Source organism: Aquirhabdus parva, assembly GCF_003351745.1.
Lineage (GTDB): Bacteria > Pseudomonadota > Gammaproteobacteria > Pseudomonadales > Moraxellaceae > Aquirhabdus > Aquirhabdus parva.
The window spans coordinates 922,037-941,241 of the sequence record NZ_CP031222.1; the positions used below are offsets into that span (position 1 = coordinate 922,037).

At 46.7% G+C, this 19,205-nt stretch carries 17 protein-coding genes; 13 read left to right on the forward strand and 4 right to left on the reverse strand.

Annotated elements, in window-relative coordinates; all coding sequences use genetic code 11:
* Positions 1-11 precede the first annotated feature (11 nt).
* Positions 12-1,046, forward strand: coding sequence for an NADP-dependent oxidoreductase (locus HYN46_RS04080; protein ID WP_114898216.1), 1,035 nt, complete (start codon positions 12-14; stop codon positions 1,044-1,046).
* A 61-nt stretch (positions 1,047-1,107) separates the two neighbouring features.
* Here HYN46_RS04080 and HYN46_RS04085 read toward each other — a convergent pair whose 3' ends face one another.
* From HYN46_RS04085 to HYN46_RS04095, 3 genes are all read right to left on the reverse strand, one after another.
* A complete protein-coding gene (locus tag HYN46_RS04085; RefSeq protein ID WP_114898217.1) occupies positions 1,108-1,959 on the reverse strand; it encodes a patatin-like phospholipase family protein in 852 nt (283 codons plus the stop codon).
* An 83-nt stretch (positions 1,960-2,042) separates the two neighbouring features.
* Positions 2,043-2,465, reverse strand: a complete 423-nt coding sequence (locus HYN46_RS04090) for a nuclear transport factor 2-like protein (RefSeq protein WP_114898218.1) — start codon at positions 2,463-2,465, stop codon at positions 2,043-2,045.
* A gap of 51 nt (positions 2,466-2,516) precedes the next feature.
* Entirely contained in the window at positions 2,517-4,538 is a 2,022-nt protein-coding gene (locus HYN46_RS04095) for an NADPH-dependent 2,4-dienoyl-CoA reductase (protein ID WP_114898219.1), read from the reverse strand.
* Between the two features lie 171 nt (positions 4,539-4,709).
* On the opposite strand from HYN46_RS04095, the gene HYN46_RS04100 reads away from it, so the two are divergent.
* From HYN46_RS04100 to HYN46_RS04110, 3 genes are all read left to right on the forward strand, one after another.
* A complete protein-coding gene (locus tag HYN46_RS04100) occupies positions 4,710-5,258 on the forward strand; it encodes a PadR family transcriptional regulator (RefSeq protein ID WP_114898220.1) in 549 nt (182 codons plus the stop codon).
* A 72-nt stretch (positions 5,259-5,330) separates the two neighbouring features.
* Positions 5,331-6,452 carry a 4-phosphoerythronate dehydrogenase gene (locus HYN46_RS04105; RefSeq protein ID WP_114898221.1) on the forward strand — a complete coding sequence of 374 codons (1,122 nt, stop codon included), beginning with the start codon at positions 5,331-5,333 and terminating at the stop codon, positions 6,450-6,452.
* Positions 6,449-7,201, forward strand: coding sequence for an amino acid--tRNA ligase-related protein (locus HYN46_RS04110; protein WP_114898222.1), 753 nt, complete (start codon positions 6,449-6,451; stop codon positions 7,199-7,201). The genes HYN46_RS04105 and HYN46_RS04110 overlap by 4 nt, the downstream gene beginning before the upstream one ends.
* A 22-nt stretch (positions 7,202-7,223) precedes the next feature.
* On the opposite strand, the gene HYN46_RS04115 is transcribed toward HYN46_RS04110, so the two are convergent.
* Positions 7,224-8,960 (reverse strand): hypothetical protein, encoded by a 1,737-nt coding sequence (locus HYN46_RS04115; RefSeq protein ID WP_114898223.1) that lies wholly within the window; start codon positions 8,958-8,960, stop codon positions 7,224-7,226.
* Positions 8,961-9,263: 303 nt separating this feature from the next.
* Between HYN46_RS04115 and argC the strand changes: the two genes are divergently transcribed.
* From argC to glyA, 9 genes are all read left to right on the forward strand, one after another.
* The gene (gene argC, locus HYN46_RS04120; RefSeq protein ID WP_114898224.1) at positions 9,264-10,370 is read left to right on the forward strand and encodes an N-acetyl-gamma-glutamyl-phosphate reductase; all 1,107 of its coding nucleotides are present in this window, start codon (positions 9,264-9,266) and stop codon (positions 10,368-10,370) included.
* A 102-nt stretch (positions 10,371-10,472) separates the two neighbouring features.
* The gene (locus HYN46_RS04125) at positions 10,473-11,240 is read left to right on the forward strand and encodes a DUF6776 family protein (RefSeq protein WP_114898225.1); all 768 of its coding nucleotides are present in this window, start codon (positions 10,473-10,475) and stop codon (positions 11,238-11,240) included.
* Positions 11,241-11,446: 206 nt separating this feature from the next.
* Positions 11,447-11,887, forward strand: coding sequence for an ATP-dependent Clp protease adapter ClpS (gene clpS / locus HYN46_RS04130; protein WP_407640786.1), 441 nt, complete (start codon positions 11,447-11,449; stop codon positions 11,885-11,887).
* Between the two features lie 166 nt (positions 11,888-12,053).
* Entirely contained in the window at positions 12,054-14,339 is a 2,286-nt protein-coding gene (gene clpA / locus HYN46_RS04135) for an ATP-dependent Clp protease ATP-binding subunit ClpA (protein ID WP_114898226.1), read from the forward strand.
* 100 nt (positions 14,340-14,439) lie between these two features.
* Positions 14,440-14,805 (forward strand): Spx/MgsR family RNA polymerase-binding regulatory protein, encoded by a 366-nt coding sequence (locus tag HYN46_RS04140; protein WP_114898227.1) that lies wholly within the window; start codon positions 14,440-14,442, stop codon positions 14,803-14,805.
* Between the two features lie 120 nt (positions 14,806-14,925).
* Positions 14,926-16,233: a serine hydrolase domain-containing protein gene (locus HYN46_RS04145; RefSeq protein ID WP_114898228.1), complete on the forward strand. Its 1,308-nt coding sequence runs from the start codon at positions 14,926-14,928 to the stop codon at positions 16,231-16,233.
* Positions 16,234-16,353: 120 nt separating this feature from the next.
* On the forward strand, positions 16,354-16,986 hold the full coding sequence (locus HYN46_RS04150) for a fused DSP-PTPase phosphatase/NAD kinase-like protein (protein ID WP_114898229.1): 633 nt from the start codon (positions 16,354-16,356) through the stop codon (positions 16,984-16,986).
* A gap of 48 nt (positions 16,987-17,034) precedes the next feature.
* Positions 17,035-17,706 carry a glutathione S-transferase gene (locus HYN46_RS04155; protein ID WP_114898230.1) on the forward strand — a complete coding sequence of 224 codons (672 nt, stop codon included), beginning with the start codon at positions 17,035-17,037 and terminating at the stop codon, positions 17,704-17,706.
* A 192-nt stretch (positions 17,707-17,898) separates the two neighbouring features.
* The gene (gene glyA, locus HYN46_RS04160) at positions 17,899-19,155 is read left to right on the forward strand and encodes a serine hydroxymethyltransferase (protein WP_114898231.1); all 1,257 of its coding nucleotides are present in this window, start codon (positions 17,899-17,901) and stop codon (positions 19,153-19,155) included.
* The last annotated feature ends 50 nt before the right edge of the window (positions 19,156-19,205 follow it).

Consider the following 19,205-nt stretch of genomic DNA (forward strand, 5'->3'; position numbering starts at 1 on the left):
AGGATTTCATCATGACTACTCATGCAGCAGTGACTAATCGTCGCTTCGTGTTAGCTTCTCGCCCTAAAGGAGCCCCAACAGCACAAGATTTTCGTCTGGAAAGCGTGAAAGTATCAGAGCCTGCCGAAGGCGAAGTCTTACTACGCACACTCTATCTGTCTCTTGATCCGTATATGCGTGGTCGGATGAGTGATGCACCTTCCTATGCTCCACCTGTAGAACTGGGTGGGGTGATGGTGGGTGAGACGGTTGCACAGGTGGTTGCATCCCATCATGAGGGCTATGTAGCGGGTGATTTAGTTCTAAGCGATTCTGGTTGGCAAGACTATGCCGTATCGAATGGCACTGGACTAACAAAGTTGGGATCGATGGCGAAGCCCTCCTGGGCGCTGGGTGTTTTAGGCATGCCCGGGTTTACTGCGTATATGGGATTGCTGGATATCGGTCAGCCTAAAGCGGGTGAGACGGTCGTTGTTGCAGCGGCAACAGGTGCTGTGGGCTCTTTAGTGGGTCAAATTGCCAAGATTAAAGGCTGCCATGTCGTTGGTGTCGCCGGTGGTGCAGATAAATGCCGTGCTGCAATTGATGAATTGGGCTTCGATGCCTGTATTGATCGTAACGCAGCAGACTTTGCCGATCAGTTGGCAACTGCTTGCCCTCGAGGTATTGATGTTTATTTCGAGAGTGTCGGTGGCGCAGTCTTTAATGCAGTGTTGCCATTACTCAATTTATCAGCACGTGTTCCTGTTTGTGGCTTGATTGCACAATACAATGCCGAGCATTTACCAGAAGGCGGGGATCGTACTCCGCTGTTAATGGGCGCGATCTTAGTGAAGCGGATCAAAGTGCAAGGGTTCATCATATTTGATTATGCTCCACGTTATCCGGAGTTTTTTAAAGAGATGAGTGAGTGGCTTGCGCAAGGTAAAATCAGCTTTAGAGAGGATTTTGTCGACGGTTTAGAGAATGCACCACAAGCCTTTATCGGCTTACTTGAAGGCAAAAACTTCGGTAAGTTAGTGATCAAGGTGGCTGATGCGCATTAAATATTGATCTTTTCGACATTAAAAAAAGACACGCTAGCGTGTCTTTTTTATCGAAAAATCGTTAAATGGATCGTTCAAAGTCTTTAAGAAACTGCAGACCATCGCGTCTCCCCAATTGGAATGTTTCTTCGATCAAATCGGGGCGGGTGTAGTCCCAGCTTTTGACTGGAATTGGGCTGGATGGCTGGACATAGAGGCGCTTTTGGCCCTGATCGTTTAGGGTAAATTGGGTGGGACGATGCGGGTACATACGGCTCAATAAAACCAAAACAGGCTCTGGGGTCGGATCAAGTCCTGCAATCGGGACGTTATCAACAACACCGCCATCCAGAATCGCTTTGCCCTGCACCTGCATCATTGGGATGATTGGTGGAGTACAGGAGGATTGTAGGATGAGCTCGGCGAGTTCCTCAACCGTCGTACAATCTTGAGCGCGGCTAAATTGCTGCTGAAAACCGATCGAACGTGCGGTCGTCGGGTGCAATGCTTTACGTACATGTTTATCAAAGCTATACGCAGCGATTGCCAGTGCTAAAGAAGGATAAACGCCAAGCCATTGGGGGATATGGGTTACTCCAATACGAATTTCAGGGGCATCTTGCAGCCGATCTAGTCGATCGGCAAATAGATCACGCATGGCTTGTAAATACATTTCATGCTGAGGAAAAACCCGCTGCTCACGAAACAGATTTGCCCAGTAGATGTTCTTTGCATTCGCACCAAAAAGCGTATGGATATAATCCAGGGTCGCACGCGTCTCTTGGGTAAACATCAAGCAAGACATCAGTCCACCTGCTGAAACCGTCGAAATGACACGTGGTTTGAGTTCAAGAGCTGGGGTGATGACATCTAAAAAGCCGACCTGCCACGTACAACGGCCACCACCACCCGCCATCACCATTTGATCAAACATTATGAGCTCTCAATTCTTAAAAGCGAGATTTGATTAAACCTCATCACAATCAAATCTCATAACCCAATTTTGTTTTTGGCGCTTTACTTTGTGGGCATATAAGGTGCCAAACGGGCACCCATCTCAGCAGCCAAGGTCTGTAGTGCGGACATCGGACGGATCATTACCGTGAATTCAGTGATCAGACCCGCATCGTTGAAACGGATCATATCAATGCCATGGATGAACTTGTCGGCGACTTTAGCTTTAAATTCGAGGACGACATTCAGACCATCGGGACTTGCGAATTCTCGATGATATTCAAAATCACTAAAGACCTGAATGACCGTGTTTAAAATCAGCGCCACCACAGGTGCTCCCTGATAAGGTTTAAACACCGCTGGGGATTGAAATATTGCATCATCACTCAAGATGTTCGGTAACTTGGAGAAATCCTGTGCCGTAATCATCTGATGCCAAAGGGCAATAGAGGCCGCAGCCTTTGGATTTAAACTTAAGTCAGTCATCGCCGTATCCTCGCATTTAAATAAATTAGAAATCCCTTTCCGATGTATGGATTACAAGCGTGCTGCTAATTCTGCACCTTGTTTGATGGCGAACTTCGCATCCAACTCCATGGCTTTATCTGCACCACCGATGAGATGGGTTGAACAGCCTACAGTTTCTAGCGCGGATTGCAGTTCACGCAGTGGTTCCTGACCTGCGCAGATGATGATGGAATCGACATCGAGAATCGAGTCTTCGGCACCATCATTAACATGTAAACCTGCATCATCAATCTTGAGATAGCTCATGCCGGAACGCATATCAACGCGGCGGTTTTTAAGTCCGGTACGGTGAATCCAGCCCGTTGTTTTACCTAGTCCATCACCCACCTTACTGGTTTTGCGTTGCAGCAAAAAGACTTCACGTGGGGAGGTTTCCACGTCAGGCTGACGCAGGCCACCACGGTCTTTGTATTCGGTATCAATACCCCACTCGGCATAGAATTTTTTGGGATTCTGGCTGCCACTTTCGCCTTCATGGGTGAGATATTCAGCCACATCAAAGCCAATCCCGCCAGCACCAATGATGGCGACACGTTGCCCCACAGGCTTACGCTCACGCAATACTTCAATATAGCTCAGCACTTTTGGATGATTGATGCCTTCGATATCGAGCGTGCGCGGTTGAATCCCCGTCGCCAGCACGATTTCATCAAAACCTTCGGTTGCTAATTGCTCGGCAGTCACGCGTTGATTGAGCTTGAGTTTGACGCCTGTCAGCTCAATTCTATTTTTAAAGTAACGGATCGTTTCATAGAACTCTTCTTTACCCGGCACTGTCTTGGCGATATTGAATTGACCACCAATTTCATGGCTGGCATCAAACAAGGTCACATCATGACCTCGCTCGGCTGCGACGGTTGAGAAGCTGAGTCCTGCGGGACCTGCGCCGACAACAGCGATGCGCTTTGCCTTTTGAGTCGGGGTATAGACCAACTCAGTTTCATGGCAGGCTTGAGGGTTGACGAGGCAAGAGGTAATTTTTCCACTGAAAATATGGTCCAAGCAAGCCTGATTACAACCGATACAGGTATTGATTTGCTCCGGTTGATTGGCTTCGGCTTTACGGATAAAGAAGGGGTCGGCTAGCAGGGGGCGTGCCATAGATACCATGTCACACATGCCATCCGCCAAGATTTGTTCCGCGACTTCTGGCGAGTTGATGCGATTGGTGGTGATCAAAGGAATAGAAACTTGACCTTTCAACTTCTCGGTGACCCATGCAAATGCTGCACGCGGTACTTTGGTTGCGATCGTTGGAATACGCGCTTCATGCCAGCCAATACCGGTATTGATAATGGTCGCGCCTGCGGCTTCGATGGCTTTGGCCAATTGAATCACTTCATCAAATGATGAGCCGTTGTCGATGAGATCCAACATCGACAGACGATAGATGATGATAAAGTTTTTACCTACACGTGCGCGGGTGCGACGGACGATTTCAAGGGGGAAGCGAATACGGTTTTCATAGCTGCCGCCCCATTCATCGGTACGATGGTTGGTATGAGAGACGATGAATTGATTAATCAGGTAGCCTTCAGAACCCATGATCTCTACACCATCATAGCCAGCCTGCTGAGAAAGAGCTGCGCAATGAACGAAGTCTTCAATGGTTTGCTCGACTTCATCTGCGCTGAGTTCTTTAGGTTTAAAGGGATTGATTGGAGCGCGGATCGGGCTTGGTGCGACCAGAGACGGTTGATAAGAGTAACGACCGGTATGCAGAATCTGCATGGCAATTTTGCCACCCGCTTGATGCACCGCATCGGTGATCACTTTGTGATGTAGGGCTTCTTCTTCAGTCGTCAGCTTGGCACCGCCTTGGAATACACAGCCTGCATCATTAGGCGCAATACCCCCTGTAACGATCAGTCCTACACCACCACGTGCTCGTTCAGCATAAAATGCTGCCATGCGTTCGAAACCATGTTCTGCTTCTTCAAGCCCCAAATGCATTGATCCCATCAATAGACGGTTGGATAAAGTGGTGAAACCTAGATCTAAAGGTTTAAGCAGATGAGGATAAGCGTTCATAATGGCTTCCATAGAAAGTGTGGTGGCTTTGATTGCTTTGTTAGATGATATGATTAAAATCATTTATGCAACTGGTTGCATATAAAGATAATGGATTCACTGCTAATATGCAACTGAGTGCATAATGTCGTTACAAATTAAAAATCCGTAACCAAGAGTGGAGAAGGGTTGATGTCGTTACCCCATGCGTTAATGGTGTCTTTGCTTGAAAAATCCTGCTCTGGCTATGACTTGGCGCAGCGTTTTGGGAAGTCGATTGGTTACTTCTGGCAAGCATCCCATCAGCAGATCTATCGTGAATTGGCCAAAATGGAAGAAAATGGCTGGGTCAAATCAGAAGCTGAAGATGGTAGTAAAACCCGCAAGCGCACCTATCACGTGCTTGAAGAGGGGGTAATAGAGCTTAAACGCTGGGTTGCTGAGTCGATTGATCCTCCGCAGCAGCGAGAAGCGTTCTTTGTGCGTTTGAGAGCGGATGCTGCAATGGGGCCCTTGGGGCTAGAGGGTGAGTTATTGCGCCGTATTCATATTCATGAGCAAAAACTCAAAACCTATCGCCTGATTGAGCAGCGGGATTTCTTGAGTGTCAAAGATCATTTGAAAGGCGGAGCTTCACGCGCACTGAGAATCCAGCATATGCTGCTAAAGGCCGGTATTCTTCATGAGGAGACTGCTTTAGCGTGGTCTAAAGAAACCTATAAAATTCTCACCGAAGAGTAAGCAACAAAACGTATTTACCTGTAAACGTGATTTAAATGCAGAAAAAACAGAGAAAACAGTGAGATCTTTTTAATGCAAATCGTGGTTGATGAAAATTTAAGTTTAACTGATTATTTTTTTTCATCCTTTGGGGAAGTCACTGCTTATGCAGGGCGGGGGATCTACGCTGAAAATTTGAAAGTGGCAGATGCCTTATTGGTTCGTTCCGTGACTAAGGTGACGCCTAAACTCCTGCAAGATGCGACTGCACTGAGTCCGACGCACCAACGCGTGAAGTTCGTGGGTAGCGCAACAATCGGTATGGATCACTTGGATGTCGAAGGGCTTCGGGCGATGGGCGTTATTGTTGCCAATGCCCCGGGGTGCAATGCACAAGCGGTAGCCGAGTATGTGGTGACCGCTATTCTGATGGTGCAGCCTAAGCGGGCTTTATCAGATAGCTTTACCTTAGGCATTGTGGGTTTGGGGAATGTGGGTACACGATTAAACAGATTGGCAAAACGTTTGGGATGGCGAGTCATTGGGGTGGATCCTTTCGTCACGCATGCTGATATAGAACAAGTCACGCTGGCAGAGATGCTGCCGCAAGTGGATGCGGTGAGCATTCATGTGCCATTGACTCAGCATCGTGCAAATGCAACTTATCATTTGATGGATGAACAGGCTTTGGCTTTGATGAAGCCCGATACAATCCTGATCAACACGGCGCGGGGACCCGTCGTCAAAGAGGCCGCGTTACTGGCGGACTTTAATCTTTCACAGTCAAGTGGTGAGCCCATTCGTAGCGTGGTTTTAGATGTTTTTGAACATGAGCCGCGTATCTCAAATACGTTACTGGCGAATCTTGCCATCGCCACACCGCATATTGCGGGTTATACCTTAGAAGGCAAAGCACGTGGCACAGAGATGGTTTATCAGGCTTTTTGCCAGTGGCAAGGCATCAAGCCTCAACTGACACTGGAAGGCATGTTGCCATCCATGCCTAAGCTCTTTGACCAGAAGTACAGCTTACTTGAGCAGTTGCCACAGCTATTGCCGCAGATTTCCAGCATGCATGCGGATGATCTTGCCTTACGGGCTTGTTTAAAGCAAGATAGCAGCGGAGAACAATCCATTGATCCCGTTGATTTTGATCGATTACGACGTGATTATCCGCTACGACGTGAGTGGTCAAGCTATGGGGATCAGGGATGAGCATCGTTTCTTTACCTACAGTTTCTTTAGGCGCCATGCATGCCCGTGCAGTTCTATACGCCAATTTGCGTGATTTTTTTAGGGTAAGGCAAATTGTGGAAGTCGAGACAGCGATGGATGACACTGGTGATGAGCAGACAGCGGTATTCAGCGCAATGCAACACTTACTGGAAGCGGGTAGTGGTGCGATTTATCAGATTGGCAAGGTATTTCGGAATGAGGTCTTGGATCGACGTCATTTAGCAGAGTTTTCAGTGCTGCATTGGTGCCAACCTGAGTGGGATATTACACAGGCATTGACTGATATCACGGCAATGTTTGGTGCTATTTTTTCAGGGGATATTGAGCCTGAACAACGCACTTATCGCCAAGCCTTTATTCCAAGGTTGGGTTTTGATCCTGCTGATTTGTCAGCAGTCGAGCTGCGGCAGCAGGCGAGGCGGTTGGGACTTAATGTTTCGCTTGGAGAGGATCGTCAAGCATGGCTTGATGTCATATTCACGCACTTTATTGAACCGACGCTTGGGCTTGAAATGCCACTGTTTTTACTCTACGAGGCAGCAGTTGATGCTCAGAAACGTGCAGATGTTTATATCGATGGGATTAAAGTGGGTAGTGTAAGCACTGCGAATCGAGCTGTGCAGTCCGGTTCGCAGTATGTCAGTGTTTCATTGGGCTTAGACCGTTTACTCATGATCATGCTTGAAACCCGTCAAATTGCGAAAACCTTGAGTGTGTCTCAGGTTTGACGCAATTTGACGTCAGTATGAATCAAAAATTACAGGTCAAATCAGTTGTATCTAGATTAATAGGTACGGCTTGAGTCGAGCGTCCCTCTATCGCACTGATGACTTTACCGGCTACTGTACGAACTTGGATAAAACGCGGAGCGGTTTGATCTGCTGAGGTAACGTTAAGCAAGTAATTATCACCAGAGAGGCGCGTTAGGCTATCCGACGACTTACGATTAACCACGCTGGTAAAAGAAAGACTGCCTTGACTGAGTTGTACCGTTCCTTCATAGCCGATATTCAGCTGACAGCCGCTACTGTTTTTATAGACACCGTTCAATTGCATGATATCGTTTGAGCGACCTGACCCATCATTGGCGTCAAGTAGATTTTTAAAGTCTGTTCCTGTGGGTAGTCCAAAGGCATAGGTAAAGTTGCCTGCACCAGTGCGAGTGCTACTTACCGTGCTGGTTGCCTTATAGGTAAAGTTGGCATAGTTGAAGTCTTGGATATAGCCCAGTGTGTCCGTATCCAGATGAGTCGTCGATGTAGGGGCGGCATTGACGCTATTAAAAAACTGGATCGCAGCTTGCTTCACTGCAGTGCCGTGGGCCTCGCGCAAAGCGGTATTGTCAGTCAGCAAGTTCGTCACATTATTGCGATTTGGATCGTTATTCACCGGAGCGCTAACGCCGCTATAGAGGATCGGATTTGCGATCAGAGCGGTGCCAATTTTTTCGCCACCATTAATGGTCATGCCATCTAAGTCTCCATCACGCATATCCAGTGCTGCGCGTAATGCAAAGTTTAAATAAGGCGTCGTTTCTGAAGCATTATTCTGTGCGTATAGTGCAATCTGACCGAGTGCAACCAGCTCATTGCTGACTTGGGGATTGACAACATTAAAGGGGTTGGCTGTATTGTTTGCAGTCGAGTAAATGCGTAGCGCAGCAATATCATTGGAGCTATTGATAAACCCTGAAAATTGGGTTCCGTTTGATACACCAAAAGAGGATGATAAATCATTGTTGGCTAATGTCAGATGCTCTGGCGCCAACGTTTTAAAGCTGGGCTGAGGCATACCAAAGGTTTGTTCTGAGAAAAGTACGCCTGAGCGAGTGAGTGCCCTTTGATATACGATCTCGCTAAACGGATCGATACGCGAGGTTATGTCTGATTGGAATAACGAGACAATGCTATGCAGGGATTGATTGAAGGGCGCTAGATTTCCCTGACCATTATTGAGCATCGGATCGAAATAACTGGATGTGCCATCTACTGGACTCAGTGTAATGACGATCAGATTGCCATTTTTGGTATACGCTACAGGAACCGCAATGACCAAATCATTGCCACTGGCTATGGTTGTTGTACCCAGTACCGTTCCCGTTGCTGCATCAGTTGCGCTGGCTTTAACATTAATCAGCTTAACGGGAGAGCGCACAGTAATGTTGTATGACGTGCGTACCGTAGGGTCAACAGGCGTTGTGGGCGGGGTTGTGTCGATACGCGTTGTGGCATCACCACTTCCACCACACCCTGTGAGCGCAAGTCCAGTACCGCATGCCAAACTCACTGCTAAAGCAATGCGTAGGTAAGCGTGGCGATGTGTTGTTTCTGCAGTATTTCTGCTGATTGTGTTCTTTAAGAGAGGCATGGATGGCGGGGTGCCATCTGTAGAGCTTGGAGGTTGCAGATTAGGATGTTGTCCGATCGTGTTCGTCGTACGATTGACAATATTTTTACGAGAATTACGCTGTCTGGGTGTTGAAAGCATCCAAGCTCTCCCTCATTATTCTGCGAACTATATCTTTGAAGAGATCACTTTCTTCAAAAAAATGAATGTCGCGATGTTCTGGTTATAGACTGATTGTCTTTTTAGTTGGAGCATTCTCATTGTCAAATCTTTTTGACAAATGCGACTTATAGGTCAAAATTAACATGAGCTACATTAAAGAACAATCTTCGCGCTACGTCTACTTCATTTGACAGTTTTGTCTGAGGTTTTATCCTGTCATACTCGCATTATTGTAACGACAGCCATCTATAGTCAGATTTTAGCCATTTTAAAGGTAGTGAAATGAGTATTTCTCCAGATCAACATCACCATTCAAAGGATTCACAAAAAATAAATGTGGGGATCGTCGGAGGAACCGGCTATACCGGCGTTGAGCTTGTACGCCTATTGGTACGTCATCCGGCTGTTCATATCGCCGCGCTGACCTCTCGTACCGAAGCGGGTACGCGGGTGGATGCCATGTTTCCTAGCCTGCGTGGTCTGACTGATCTGAAATTTACCAATAATGACGCCAATGAACTGGCGAATTGCCAAGTCGTTTTCTTTGCAACACCGCATGGCGTAGCGATGAAACAAGCCCGTGAGCTTGTTGAAAATGGTACAAAAGTCATTGATCTCGCTGCTGATTTTCGTTTGCAGGATACCGCAGAATTTGAAAAATGGTATGGCATGCCGCATAGCTGCCCTGATTTGTTAGCTGAGTCGGTCTATGGTTTGCCAGAGATTAATCGTGCCAAAATTCAAGCCGCTCGTATTATTGGTAACCCTGGTTGTTATCCGACAACAGTGCAATTAGGCCTCTTGCCTTTACTTGAGCAGCAAGCCCCGTTGATCGATCCAGCCAGTTTGATTATTGATGCAAAATCGGGTGTATCGGGTGCAGGTCGTAAAGCCGAGGTGAGCTTATTATTTTCGGAAGCCTCCGATAGCTTTAAAGCATATGCAGTCAAAGGTCATCGTCATCATCCTGAAATTGCTCAAGGTTTAAAGGCAATGCAGTCAGATACGACACACCATCAAGTGTTCGATAAACTGACATTTGTACCGCATCTCGTGCCGATGATTCGTGGTATGTTTAGCACGATCTATGTTCGTCTGACGGAAGCGGGTCTTGCGACAGATTTACAATCACTGTTTGAAAAACGCTATGCCGATGAGCCATTTGTCGATGTAATGCCTGCAGGAAGTTTGCCTGATACGCGTTCGGTTCGTGGGTCTAATCATCTTAGAATTGCGCTGCATCGTCCGAATAACGGTGATTTACTTGTGATTTTAGTGGTACAAGACAATTTGGTTAAAGGAGCGGCTGGCCAAGCGGTGCAGAATATGAATCTGATGTTTGGTTTACCCGAGACATTAGGTTTAGATGTTGTTCCTCTGATGCCATAGTTTGTGATGTCCACATGGCGATTGGAGCGAGTATTTCAATCGCCATGTGCAGTTGTAACCATCTCGCGATATGATGGAGAACGTATTTAGGTGTTAAAAATAATGAATGAGCAACAATCAACACAACAGCCCATACAAGAATCATTGAAAGCGAAATGGTTGAAGCACGGTGAGCGTGAGCGCTTATTGATTGCAACAGGGATATTGATACTCGTCAGTGGTGTTTCCCTCGGATATTTCGTGGGACATCGCCAAGGCATGAGTGTAGTTGGTGCCAGTGGCAGTGATTTAGACTCGCTGAAAGAACAGGTACAACAGCAGCAATTATCAATTACGACACTCACCGATACCTTGTCTAAAACAGTTCAAGAGCGTGATATCGCACTGACGACATCCAAAGGGTTAACAGATACTCTGGCGAAGAATACTGCAGATCAAGCACTCGCAGATTCGCGCTTAAAGGCGTACCGTGATCGCCTGCTGGGCTTTGGTGGCATTGCGCTTGCTTTACAAAATGTTGAGATTGTCCCGGTTTCACAAAATGTTTTTGAGTACCACATCGATTTGATGCAATTACGGCAGAAAACAAGTGCTGCGCGAGGAACACTTGCTGTTCGACTGTTGCAAGGCGATACAGTTGTGACCGTCCCAGTCAGTACCAATATCAATCTGACCGATTTTCAGCGCATCACTGGACGTTGGACCATGCCATCGGGCTTCACGCCAGAGTTTGTTGAAATCAGTGCGAATGCTGGTGGACAGTCATTGGTACAGCGTTTTGCATGGGAGCGTGGAGCTCCGCTAAAAAATATGCCGTTGACTGCAACCCCAGATGCTCGTACAGCAAAAGTGGTTTCCACCGCGTCTTGATGGGTTAAGACCTTGTGTATTAATGATTAATTGATGTATTTAATCATGTTTTTATTGAGATGGTGTTTGACTGCGGAGCAATGATGAACAGTAATGTGAAAGCCCGACTACTGCCGGTGAATTCTTTTGGATCTCGGTCTAAGAGAGTAGGAGGTCGTGCCGCACACCCTTTAAATCGTGCCGAATCCTTTTTTGTGATTCAGCCGATCCCGTTTTCACCCGTGGAGTGGTTTCAACAGTCTCAAGTCGAATCGTTTGATTGGCATCTTCCTTGCATTTCCCATTCTGTACAGGATGTCGTGGTAATGCAGGCGCCTGAGGATGATCAGGGGAATCCTCAAGAAGAACATCATGAAAGTGATGTTGCGACCGCGACGCCAGATCTGGCAAGACCGCCATTTTATGTTGTGGTCTTGTTTAATGATGACTACACCCCCATGGAGTTTGTAATAGAGGTATTACAACAATACTTTGGTCTTGATCTTGACCGTGCGACCGATGTGATGTTATCTGTACATTATCAAGGTAAAGGTGTTGCAGGGGTTTATCCTCGCGACATCGCGGAGACTAAGGCACAACAAGTCAATCGTCATGCACGAGCACAGGGTCATCCCTTGTTGTGTCAGATTGAACCTCAGGCGATTTGAGATTCAATCAAGGTGCAAATGGTGTTAACGCTGCTGTGTAGCCAAGTGTTGTAGCCCTCGCAGTTGAAAGAAAGGATTTTGCTGTGATGAATAAGGATATATTGGGTCATCACACAACTAATGTTGTATTAACTAAGCTGCAATTTGTGTTGCAAATGAGGTCATTATGCTGAGTCGACATCTCGAAGTTTCTCTGCGTTTAGCTGTGACCATGGCGAGACAGAAACGTCATGAGTTTTTGACGATTGAGCATTTGTTGCTCTCGTTACTGGAAAATGATTCGGCCGTGAATGCCCTGAAGGCATGTGGCGCGGATATTCCAGCACTGCGTCAAGAGCTTAATGAATATATTGATCAAAATACACCAAAACTGTCTGAGGCCAATGAACAGGCACCTCATGCAACGGATAGCTTTGACCGAATTTTGCAACGTGCAATTTTCCACGTACAGTCGTCAGGCGGTGGCAATCGTCCTGTAGAGGGTGCTGATGTTCTGGTTGCGATGTATTCAGAGCGGGATAGTCTCGCGGTTTATTTATTGAAGAAGCAACAAGTCAATCGCTTGGATCTGACTCAATATTTATCTCATGGCACACGTAAAGATGAAGATTCGCCGATGGATGGTTCCTCCGATAACGAGCCTGAAGAAGAGCAAAGCTCCAATTCTTCAAAGAGCCCATTGCAACTCTATACCGTTAATTTGAACGAACAAGCTGCGGACGGACGTACAGATCCATTGATTGGTCGTGAAAAAGAAGTGGAGCGTGCGGCTCAAATTCTCAGCCGTCGTCGTAAAAACAATCCACTCTTGGTGGGCGATCCGGGTGTGGGTAAAACTTCGATTGCTGAAGGTTTGGCATGGTTGATTGTGAATGGTAAAGCCCATCAACCGCTTGAAAAAGCGGTGGTCTACAGTCTAGATATCGGGACTTTGATTGCAGGCACCAAATATCGCGGTGATTTTGAGAAACGCGTGAAGCAGTTGCTTGATGAACTCAAGAAACAACCGAATGCGATTTTGTTTATTGATGAAATCCACATGATCATCGGCGCTGGTTCATCGATGGGCAGTACCATGGATGTGTCCAATCTCATCAAGCCGGCATTGGCCAATGGCTCATTGCGTTGTATCGGATCGACGACCTATCAAGAATATCGTCAGGTCTTTGAAAAAGATCATGCACTGTCGCGTCGCTTCCAGAAAGTTGATGTGAATGAGCCGACTGTTGCCGATACGATTGCAATTTTGAAAGGCTTGCGCTCACGTTTTGAAGAGTTTCATGGCGTGGTCTATACCGATGCCGCATTGAATGCTGCCGCGGAATTAGCAGCGAAGCATATTCAGGAACGTTTCTTGCCGGATAAAGCGATTGATGTGGTGGATGAGGCAGGTGCATACCAACGTCTGCAACCGATCACTCCTGAACCTAAAGTGATTGATGTGCCTGAGATTGAAGCCATCGTTGCCAAGATTGCGCGGATTCCATCGAAAGTGGTTTCGACCGATGATAAGAGCGTCCTGATGAATCTGGAACGTGATCTGAAGCGTGTAGTATTTGGTCAAGACCAAGCGATTACTGCGCTTGCAGCAGCGATCAAACTGTCGCGTGCGGGACTTAAAGCACCTGAAAAACCAGTCGGCTCGTTTATGTTTGCGGGTCCGACTGGGGTTGGTAAAACAGAAGTGACTCGCCAATTGGCGAATGTACTCGGTATCGAGCTGATTCGTTTCGATATGTCGGAATACATGGAGCGTCATACCGTTTCTCGTTTGATCGGTGCGCCTCCTGGATATGTGGGTTTTGATCAAGGCGGTTTATTGACCGATGCGATCAATAAGCATCCACACTGTGTGCTTTTGCTAGATGAAGTTGAAAAAGCGCATCCAGAAGTATTCAACCTACTGTTGCAAGTCATGGATCATGGTACGCTGACGGACAATAACGGCCGCAAAACCGATTTCCGTCATGTGGTCTTGGTCATGACTACCAATATCGGCGCGGAAAGTATCAGCCGTTCAAGTATGGGCTTTACGCAGCAAGATCATAGCCATGATAATCAGGAAATGATGAAGAAAGCGTTCTCTCCTGAATTCCGTAACCGTCTTGATGCTGTGATTCAATTTGCAGCATTGCCCACGAGTGTCGTTGATTCGGTGGTGGATAAATTCTTGGTTGAACTGCAAGCGCAGTTGGACGACAAGAAAGTCCTGCTTGAAGTGGATGAAGATGCCCGTTTATGGCTGGCTGAGCGCGGCTATGATCGTCTCATGGGTGCACGTCCGATGCAGCGTCTGATCCAAGAAGAGCTTAAAAAACCGTTAGCAGAGAAGATCTTGTTTGGTGAATTGGCTGATCATGGTGGCACCGTACGTGTGAGTGTCGGTGAGCGTGATGGTAAGTCTGCACTGGTTCTTGAGGTGGTTAAGCAGAATGAGCCAGAGCCAGCATGATGCTGCTAAACTCAAGCGCTGTGTTGAATCAAAAACCCATCATTTGATGGGTTTTTGTTTAAGGATGACATGTGGGTTTCATAATATTGGGGAAAAATAGATGTACACGATTTACGGTATTAAAAGCTGCAACACGATGAAAAAAGCCTTCACCCTGCTGGATGAGCTCGGTGTACCCTACAATTTCCATGACTATAAAAAATCAGGTATTGATGCCGCAACGCTTGAAACATGGATTGATCAAATCGGTCTGGACACTCTGATTAATCGCAAAGGAACCACGTGGCGCGCATTGTCCGAGACCGATCAAGCGGCTGCAAATACGCGTGCTGGAGCAATTCAATTGATGCAAAATAAGACCAGTGTGATCAAACGTCCTATTCTGGTTGGTGATCGTGCTGGCAAAGCAGTGATGATTTGTGGTCTACAAGAAGATCAATATCGCCAATTGGCTGAAGCGGTTTAAGCCGTTGTCAATTTTGGACATGGTTTATTGATTGCGTTACCCGTTAAATGTGCTGCCATAAGATTTCTATGAGTTTGATTATAAAATGCAGAAATCCCCAAATTTAAGTGCAGGAAAGACATGAAAATATTTTCGACCAATACCATTCGCGTTCCAAAAGATATCAGCAGTGTTACTCGTATTGCATCTGATGAAGTTGCACCAGAACTGGCTGGGATGACCAAAGCACAAGTGGATCATATTTGGCATGCCGTTGAGGGACTTTATCGCACAGGTAATCATCCGATGCTGTCGATCTGTCTACGTCGCCAAGGTCAGATTGTTTTGAATCGTACTTTAGGGCATGCCCGTGGCAATGGACCTGATGATCACAAAGACACCCCGAAAATCATCGCTACACCTGACACGCCCGTATGCCTATTTTCTGCATCAAAAGCCGTTACGGCGATGCTGGTGCATTTACTGAGTGAGCGGGGAGAGATCGACCTGCTTGATCCCGTAAGTCAGTACATTCCTGAATTTGGAGTCAACGGTAAGCGCCGCGCAACGATTTTGCATCTGCTGTCACATCGTGGCGGCGTTCCTTATATTGATGCTGATGTGAGCCCAGAACTGCTCTTTGATAAAGACGCGATCTTAAAATTATTGTATGCGGCAAAACCCGTATCCCCTTCAGGCTATCGTCTTGCTTATCACGCGGTCACTGCAGGGTATATCTTAGGTGAGTTGGTCGAACGGGTTTCCGGGCAAAGTCTGAAAGATTTTTTACAAGATAATGTTGCCAAGCCCATGGGCATGCCATGCTTTAATTATGGTTTAGCCCCAGAGTTTCGTGATCTCGCGGCGATGAATAGTGCGACCGGATTCTATCCAGCACTGGGTACCAATGCCTATCTAAATCATGTGCTGGGCGGAGATCTGAATCTTGCGGTGAATGTCACCAATGATGAGCGTTTTATGGACACGATCTGTCCAGCCGGGAATATCTATACCACGACCGAACAGGCAGGGCGTTTCTTTGAAATGCTGCTGAATGGTGGGACCTATAATGGCGTTAAGATATTTGATCCCAAAACTGTATTCCGCGCGACGCTTGAAAGCTCACGCATGACTTTGGACACCACTTTATTAGCGCCGATGCGTTATAGCACGGGCTTTATGTTGGGCGCGAATCCTGTTGGCTTATTTGGGCCCATGACTGCGAACGCTTTTGGTCACTTGGGCTTTTCCAATATTTTCTGTTGGGCCGATCCTGAGCGGGATACCAGTGTGTCTATCTTAAGTACTGGTAAATCCGTCGTAGGGACTCACTTACCTACACTGGGCTATTTACTCTATCAAATTTCTAAGAATTGCGATCGTCTGCACACCAAGGATCGTCGTTCAATCTTTGGCTATGATTTGGCGAGTGTGCCTGTCGCCTATTGATCTTTGATGTCGATATAAAATGACCTGAGAAATGATGTCTATGATGATTTCTCAGGTTTTTACTATTAATCGATTTATTGACAATGCACAGGTTTTTCTAGTGGTAGACAGGATTTCCTTATGCGGATTCAACTCAAGCAGTATTTCTATCCAATCATTGTGGTCAGCGGTTTATTCAGTTTTGGATGTGGTTTAGCCGGAGCTGCGCTAGATGGCACTAGGCCTCAAGCCTGGGCTATTCCGCTCAAATTAAATGCGGGTCTACCTAATCTGTATCGCATCAATTCAAGCTTGTATCGTTCTGCTCAGCCTACACCTGAGGGTTTTAGTTTTTTAAATCAACACCCTTCATTAAGCCCAACGGATCAACCCATTAAGACGGTCCTTTCTTTGCGCGCGTTCAATGATAATGCGTCAAAATTACCAATAAACTCGACATTAAGATTAGAGCAAATTCGCTTCAAAACGTGGCACCCAGAGCATGAAGATGTGATCAAGTTTCTACGCATTGCGACGACACCCTCTTTACAACCGATCCTAGTACATTGCCAACACGGTTCTGACCGGACAGGGACGATGATTGCAATTTATCGTATAGTGGTTGAGGGTTGGACTAAAGATCAGGCCAAGGCGGAAATGGTCCATGGAGATTATGGTTTCCACCCCGTTTGGCAGAATTTATTACAATTTATTGATGAGTTAGATGTCGCCGCAATCAAAACAGAAGTTGCTCGTGCAGGGGAATGGCATTAATTTCATTTGAAATAATGACTCTTTTATTTAACGCATAGGGATGATCACATGATCACAGTCCACCACCTCAATAACTCGCGCTCATTGCGCATTCTCTGGTTACTCGAAGAACTCGGTTTGCCGTATGAGATCAAGTTTTATCAGCGTGATCCGAAAACAATGCTCGCGCCGAAATCGCTCAAAGCGATTCACCCATTGGGTAAGTCGCCCGTGATCACCGATGACGATGTCACTGTCGCCGAAACCGGCGCAATCATTGAATATCTCATGGATCGTTATGCCGATGGTCGTCTATTGCCGGAGAAAAATACGCCAGATTGGCTGAAATATAAATACTTTCTGCACTATGCCGAAGGTACGCTGATGCCACCCTTGCTTATGAAACTGGTGTTTAATCGAATTGAGACGGCACCGATGCCTTTTTTTATCAAGCCGATTGCCAAGAAGATTTCACAACGAACCAAGAGTTTCTTTATCCAACCCAATATTGATACCAATTTAGATTTTCTAGAGTCTGAATTGAGTAAAACCCTCTGGTTTGCAGGGAGTGAACTCACCGCCGCGGATATTCAAATGAGTTTTCCCCTTGAAGCAGCGAGTGCGCGAGGTGGCGCAAATTCAGGTCGTTACCCTAAGATTCAGGCTTTACTTGATCGTATTCATGCCCGACCCGCTTATCAGCGTGCGCTTGAGCGCGGTGGCGAATTTAAGTTGGGATAAGTGTTCACAAAACCCACCGGCAGTCAGCTTGGTGGGTTTTTCATGTCGAATTGAAAAAACTCGCGCCAAGCAGTCATCATTTTTTGATGTTAATGCATGGCATTGTGTTAAAATCCCCCGCTTGATTTGACCGCCTAGATAATTGCCTAGTTTCTATTTCGCATCTTTCGCTGACTGCTTGAGGGTATTTCCATGTTTGCCAATATTTCTATCCATGCTTTTGATCCAGAACTTGCCGCTGCCATTGATGCAGAAGATCAACGCCAAGAAGACCATATTGAGCTGATTGCATCTGAGAACTATTGTTCCCCAGCGGTCATGGAAGCCCAAGGTTCAAGCCTGACCAATAAATACGCAGAAGGCTACCCAGGCAAGCGCTACTACGGCGGTTGTGAGCATGTCGATGTGATTGAACAATTAGCGATTGATCGTGCAAAAGCGCTGTTTGGTGCTGACTATGCCAACGTGCAGCCACATGCCGGTAGCCAAGCAAACAGTGCGGTATTTTTAGCATTGCTGGAAGGTGGTGATACTGTTTTGGGTATGAGCTTGGCACACGGTGGTCATTTGACGCATGGTGCAAAAGTATCTTTCTCCGGCAAAAACTATAATGCAGTACAGTATGGTCTGAATGTTGAAACAGGCGAAGTCGATTACGACGAAGTTGAGCGTTTGGCACTGGAACATAAGCCAAAAATGATTATTGCGGGTTTCTCGGCCTATAGCCGTGTGATGGACTGGCAGCGTTTCCGTGACATCGCGGACAAAGTTGGTGCATATCTGATGGTCGATATGGCACACGTTGCTGGTTTGGTTGCTGCTGGTGTTTATCCAAGCCCAGTACAAATTGCTGATGTGACAACTACAACAACCCATAAAACATTACGCGGTCCACGTTCTGGTTTGATCTTGGCAAAAGCCAATGAAGCGATTGAAAAGAAATTGCAATCCGCTGTATTCCCAGGTAACCAAGGTGGTCCGCTGATGCATGCAATTGCAGCAAAAGCAATTTGCTTTAAAGAAGCGATGGACCCAAGCTTCAAAACGTATCAACAACAAGTCGTGACCAATGCCCGTGCTATGGCTGCGGTGTTGATCGAGCGTGGCTATGACATCGTGTCTAACGGCACTGATAACCATCTCTTCCTATTGTCATTGATTAAACAAGACGTCACCGGTAAAGATGCTGATGCATGGTTAGGTTTGGCGGGTATCACCGTCAACAAAAATGCTGTACCAAACGACCCGCGCTCACCTTTCGTGACTTCAGGCATTCGTATCGGTACCCCAGCAATCACTACTCGTGGTTTCGGTGAGTCAGAAGCACGTGAGTTGGCAGGTTGGATCGCTGATGTATTGGATAGCAAAGGTGATGCAGATGTCATTGCTCAAGTGAAGGCGAAAGTCTCTGCTGTTTGTGCAAAATTCCCTGTTTACGCGAAAGACTAATCGACTCGATTTTCTAATCGCATCGTAAATGGTCAAGAGCAGCCGCATTT